The sequence below is a fragment of the Pseudomonas avellanae BPIC 631 genome, from assembly GCF_000444135.1.
Taxonomy (GTDB): domain Bacteria; phylum Pseudomonadota; class Gammaproteobacteria; order Pseudomonadales; family Pseudomonadaceae; genus Aquipseudomonas; species Aquipseudomonas avellanae.
In genome coordinates this window covers 1-3332 of sequence record NZ_ATDK01000427.1, presented here as the reverse complement: position 1 = coordinate 3332, position 3332 = coordinate 1, and the positions used below count along the sequence as shown (strand labels likewise).

Annotated in this window: 3 protein-coding genes; all 3 read right to left on the bottom strand. The window is 57.2% G+C overall.

Annotated elements, in window-relative coordinates:
- Positions 1–164: 164 nt before the first annotated feature.
- Positions 165–950, bottom strand: coding sequence for an outer membrane protein OmpK (locus tag DW49_RS0123510; RefSeq protein WP_003376153.1), 786 nt, complete (start codon positions 948–950; stop codon positions 165–167).
- A 365-nt stretch (positions 951–1315) separates the two neighbouring features.
- The gene (locus tag DW49_RS0123505) at positions 1316–2593 is read right to left on the bottom strand and encodes a urate hydroxylase PuuD (RefSeq protein ID WP_005619462.1); all 1278 of its coding nucleotides are present in this window, start codon (positions 2591–2593) and stop codon (positions 1316–1318) included.
- A gap of 5 nt (positions 2594–2598) precedes the next feature.
- Positions 2599–3111: an ureidoglycolate lyase gene (locus tag DW49_RS0123500; protein WP_005619460.1), complete on the bottom strand. Its 513-nt coding sequence runs from the start codon at positions 3109–3111 to the stop codon at positions 2599–2601.
- Between the last annotated feature and the right edge of the window lie 221 nt (positions 3112–3332).

Below are 3332 nucleotides of genomic sequence, written 5' to 3'. Positions count from 1 at the left end.
GCGAAAAGGTGGCTTGAGTCAGAAACAAATACCGCTGACATCGCAGAACCGCTGTGCGACGCAGAGCGTCGAGAACTGCATGCCGACGCGGAGCATCGGCACGATAGTTATCTCAAGGCCTGTGTATAACGCGGAGTGCGGGAACGATCGTCATCATCAGGTGATCAGAAAAACACCTTCACCAACAAACTCGCGGTGTTCTGGTCAGTGTCAAACGAGCCGCTGTCCTTGATGCCGTACTTGTTGGTCCAGTAGTCGTATTCGATACCGACATAGAGCTGACGCTCAGGGTAATTCAACGCCTTGCCGAGGTCATATTTGATCTGCGGGTTGAAGTGCAGGTTGGAATGGTAAGTGCCACGCGAGGTCTTGTCGTTGTCCACCACCCAGTCGATGAAGCCGTCGATCAATACATCCGATTTGCCAGCAGGAATGGTGTAGGACCAGACCGGCGTGATCTGCCAGACACCGTCACCCGGGCGATTGCCTTCGGTCTGACGCTGATAGAAGTTCAGCTGGAAGTAATCGAACCCCGGAATCTTCAAATCGAATGCCGGACCGATCAGGTACGACTCGTTATCGCCTTCACCAAACTCGTAAGTGGCCGCGATCAACACATCGCTGATCGGACCGAACTCGAACTTCTGGCCAAATATCTTGCCCAGCGACAAGCGTGGAGAGAACTCACCGTAGTAGGTGTTATCGCCTGCGGTTGCGTCTTTCTTGCCGTTGTAGAAGATCTTGTCGACGAAGAAGAAGTTGTCACCGTACTTCCAGCTGTCCGCGTGCTCGAAGGTGAAGGTCTGCTGTATTTCCGGGTTGACAGCAAAGTCTCGTCCATTGAGATAGGTCAGGCTATTACTCTGCCACTGGAAGATACCCTCTGCCATGGCGGGTGCAGCAGCCAGCAGGCTGCTGGCCAGTAACACACTGGAAAACGTACGGTTCATGCGGTGAGCCCCTTGATATGGATCGTGATTTGTCAGACCGGCGTTCTATGGTGACGCCTTGTCTGTGATTGCAATAATTTTGTCTGTCTGGTCAGCTTTGTGTTGTTAGCAAGAGCTGCGCCAATCAGTAAAAAAAGTTTAAGTAATCCTCAAACCGGCACCAATGTGTCGGTTTCAAGTCATTTTTCAGGGCGATAGAGTCCTGACCGCTCAGTCAGCTAGTTGGCCGTCCGGTCAGATTCAACAATCAGGAAAGTTGCAGTACGGGTTGGCAGCGGCGGCGGAGGATACTGACCCGTAGCGCCGTGCTCAAGTGCTCCAGAGCGGGGCGTCTGGAGCGAAAACAGGGCAGGTGCCCTTTTTTGCTAGTTGATGTGTGCGCCCTGGTCGATCCAGGCGCCCACCAGCTCGCGTTCCTGCGGGGTCATCTGGGTTATGTTGCCCAATGGCATGATTGGCGACGTGACAGCTTGCGCTTTGATACGCGGTGCCTGTTGCTGGATCTGTTCAGGTGTATCGAACATCACGCCTGCCGGGGCAACGCTGAATAGCTGGCTGGTCGGCGTGGCCGAGTGGCAGACCGAGCAGCGCTGCGTGATCACGTCATGCACTTTGCTGAAATCCGCGCCTGCCGCTTTGGCGGGCTCGGCCTGTGCGGGCGGAGTCAGCGGCGCTGCAGGTTTCTCATCAGCCCGATGACCACCGACAGCGGTCCCCGGCAGCGGCTGATAGACAATCTTCGGCGCAGGCTGGGCCGGGCCGGTGACGTACGCCAGGCACAGCATGCCCAGTGCGGCAACCGGCAGGGTCCAGGCGAAGCGATGGCTGTCATGCCGTGTATTGAAATAGTGGCGCACCAGCACCGCCAGCAGCGCGATACCCGCCAGGATCAGCCAGTTGTACTCGCTGCCGTAAGTGCTCGGAAAGTGGTTGCTGATCATGATGAACAGCACGGGCAGGGTGAAGTAATTGTTGTGCCTGGAGCGCAGCAGGCCTTTGGCGGGCAGGCTTGGGTCTGGCGTGCGGTTTTCGGCGATGGCGGCGACCAGTGCGCGCTGGGCCGGCATAATGATACGGAACACGTTGCCGACCATGATGGTGCCCATGATCGCGCCTACATGCAGGTATGCGCCGCGCCCGCTGAATACCTTGCTGAACCCGTACGCCGCCGCAACCAGCAACAAAAACAGGACAACGCCCAGTAGCGCAGGGCGCTTGCCCAGCGGCGAGTCGCACAGAAAACTGTAGATGAACCAGCCCACGAACAGCGAGCCCAAGCCGATGTGCACACCCTCGGCACCGCTCAGGCTGCTGCCCGGTGCCAGCAGGTAGAGCGCCGGGTTGGCGTAAAACACCACGCACAGTAGCGCAACGCCCGACAACCAGGTCGAATAGGCTTCCCATTTGAACCAGTGCAGGTTCTCAGGCATGGTCGGTGGCGCGAGTTTGTATTTCTCCAGGTGATAAATGCCACCCCCGTGGATCGCCCACAAATCACCCGACAGCCCTTCACGCGGGTTGCTGCGGTTGAGGTTGTTTTCCAGCCAGACAAAGTAGAACGATGCGCCGATCCAGGCGACGCCCACAATCATGTGAATCCAGCGTACGCCCAGATTCAGCCATTCCATCATGTGTGCCAGCACGGTTATTACCCTTCCTGTGGGTTGGGATCGAGAACCAGCCGCTGGTTCTCCTCGAAGTAATGCTCGTCGCAGTTGTTGCCGGAGCCACTGCGATCAACCACCAGGAAGTCATCCTGCTTTTCGATCGTCAGCACCGGATGGTGCCAGACGCCGCGATGGTAATTGACACCCTGCCTGCCGTTGGACACGAAGGCGCGGGTCAGCGCTGATTCAGGTGCATCGCCAACCGGCGCGACGACGATCAGAAAAGGGTTGCCGAGCAGCGGAATGAACGCCTGACTGCCCTGCGGATGACGCTCCAGCATGCCGATGGTCAGGGGCATCGGTAGCGATTCTGCGCGAAAAATGCTGATGATTGCCTTGTCATCCGGCTGTGCGGTGTCGACTTCGGCCAGACGATGAAAACGCATGGTCGAGCCGTTGTTGATCATGAAATGATCGCTGCCGTCGGTTTCGATGACATCACCGAACGGTGCGAAAGCGTCCTTGCTCAGTGGCTCGATAGTCAGTGTGCGCATGCGGATTCTTCTTTAAATAGTTTCAGGGTTATCGCACTCGTCACTGCAAGGAATGCGGTGCTCGCCTGCCCGGGGGCGTGGGAGTGAGCTTGCTCACGAAAGGGCCGGTACACCTCCTGAAGATGTACCGCTTGGAACAAAGCCTTCGCGAACAAGTTCGCTCCCACGGCCTTCGGCCAGAATCAAAAGCGGACTTGTGTATGACTAGTGTACTGTTTTCG